This is a genomic window from Coleofasciculus sp. (genome assembly GCF_046565525.1).
In the GTDB taxonomy this organism is placed as follows: Bacteria; Cyanobacteriota; Cyanobacteriia; order Cyanobacteriales; family Coleofasciculaceae; genus Coleofasciculus.
On the sequence record NZ_JBKHUP010000228.1, the window covers coordinates 1 to 2,586 of the forward strand.

1 protein-coding gene is annotated in these 2,586 nt (G+C 47.3%); it reads left to right on the forward strand.

Annotated elements, in window-relative coordinates; translation table 11 throughout:
- On the forward strand, positions 1-2,586 hold a 2,586-nt coding region (locus ACLGGO_RS35320; protein ID WP_446422815.1), incomplete at both ends, for a tetratricopeptide repeat protein.

Genomic DNA, 2,586 nt, shown 5'->3' on the forward strand with positions numbered 1-2,586 from the left:
GCGCCCAGATATGTCGGTTGTTTCATCAAATGAAAACGCGAATGCTTCGCCCACACCCACATCAAACGCGACAACATTTCGCGAAACCAGTTTGGGGAGTCGCCTCATGGCGGCGGGAATGCATACAGTAGTCGCGATGGGCTATTCTGTAACCGTAACCGCCGCCTCCTTATTAATCGAAACCGTCTATAAGCAAGTCTTTGCTGAAAAAACGATTCGGGAAGCCCTCCGACTGGGACGCCGCGAACTCTTTAATAATAAAGGACGTAAAGCTTATTATAACCAAACGATTGACTTAGAAGACTGGCTTTTACCTGTGGTTTATACCAATCAGCCCGTTAATTTGAATTTACGGGAATTTACGCCCCAGGAAGAAGAAGACTATTATGCCGCACGTCAGCAGCAGTATCGGTTTACTCCACCCACCTATGGCTTTGTCGGGCGGGATTTGGAGATTCTCAAGATAGAAAAGGCATTGCTGCGCCATACTATTTTACTGTTGCGGGGGATGGGGGGAACCGGGAAAACTACGCTACTGAATTATTTACGGGAATGGTGGCAAACGACTCACTTTGCTGAAGCCATCTTTTATTTTGGCTATGACACAAAAGCCTGGACATTAAAGCAAATCCTGCGGGAGATTGGTAAACAGGTTTATGATAAGTTCGAGTTCAGCCGATTTCAGGCGATGAATCAGGCGGCGCAGGTGCAGAAATTAGCGGAGAAACTGAAAACCGAGACTCATATCCTGATTTTGGATAACTTGGAATCGGTGACAGGGAAACGGTTGGCGATTAAACATACGTTATCGAAGAAGAAGCGAGAGGAAATTCAGGACTTTATCAGCCGATTAGTGGGTGGGAAAACGCGGGTGGTGTTGGGTTCCCGCAGTGGCGAGGAGTGGTTACAAGGCACGTTTGGCGATAATGTGTATCGGTTACAGGGATTAGATGTTCAGGCGCGTTCAGAGTTGGCGCAAAAGATATTAGAACGGTATTTACCGAAATCGAGGATTCCGCAGATACGGGAAGATAAAGCCTTTATCCGATTAATGAAACTCTTGGCGGGGTATCCCTTGGCGATGGAGGTAGTGTTGGCGAATCTGAAGCAGCAATCCCCGGCGGAGATTGTCGCGGGGTTGGAAAAGGCGGATATTGCGTTAGATTCGGGGAGTGAGGATAAGACGGAGAGTATTGTTCAATGTGTGGAGTATTCCCATCGGAATTTGTCGGCGGCGGCGCAGCAGTTGTTGTTGTGTTTAGCGCCGTTTAGTGGGTTTATTCGGGGGGATAGGATTGGGAATTATGTTGATAAGTTGCAGCAGTTAGCACCGTTTCAGGATTATCCGTTTGAGGAGTTTGATGGGGCGATTCAAGAGGCGATTAATTGGGGATTGTTGTCCCCCAGCCCCTCTCCTACAAGCAGAGGGGAGCAAATTGACCTCTCCCCCAGCCCCTCTCCTGCGAGGAGAGGGGAGCAAGATTCTCCCCTGTTAAGGATTCAGCCTGTTTTTCCTTATTTCTTGCGGATGAAGCTGAATCAACAGGATGCAGCGATGCGGGAAGCCTTGCGGGAGGGGTTTAAACGTCATTATTTGACGTTGGCGGGTGCTTATCAGCAATTGATGAAATCGAAGCAGGCGCAAGAACGGCAATTGGGGATTTTCTTCTGTCAACTGGAGTATGAAAATCTCTACAATGCGCTGCAACTCTGTTTAGAGAAGCAGGAAACGGTGGATATCTTTTTCTGTTTGTTTCAATACTTCTTGCAGATTAATGATATCCAGAGTAATCTCAAACTCTCAGAGTTCGTCTGTCAGGCACAAGCGGCATATCCGGCATCATTACACACAGGTGAAATTGGGCTGGAAATTGTCATGGCACAGGATCGGTTAGCCTGTTGTTACCTAGAAACCCAGAATTATACTCAAGCCAAAGCCACTTATCAGCAGGTGCTGGAACTAACCCAACAGCTTACCGGGGTAGAGGAGAGACAGAAACAGCTTTACATAGCTACAACCTATCACCAGTTAGGAAGGGTTGCCGAAGAGTTACGGGAGTATGAGCAGGCAAAGCTATACTATCAGCAGGCTCTGGATATTAAGATTGAATTTCGCGATCGCTATTCTCAAGCTGGCACCTATCACCAGTTAGGAAGGGTTGCCCAAGAATTACGGGAGTATGAGCAGGCAAGGCTATACTATCAGCAGGCTCTGGATATTTACATTGAATTTCGCGATCGCTATTCTCAAGCTAGCACCTATCACAATTTAGGAATAGTTGCCCAAAAGTTACGGGAGTATGAGCAGGCAAGGCTATACTATCAGCAGGCTCTGGATATTTTCATTGAATTTAGCGATCGCTACGAACAAGCTGGCACCTATCACCAGTTAGGAAGGGTTGCCCAAGAGTTACGGGAGTATGAGCAGGCAAGGCTATACTATCAGCAGGCTCTGGATATTCAGATTGAATTTAGCGATCGCTACTCTCAAGCAGACACCTATCACCAATTAGGAAGGGTTGCCCAAGAGTTACGGGAGTATGAGCAGGCAAGGCTATACTATCAGCAGGCTCTGGATATTCAGAT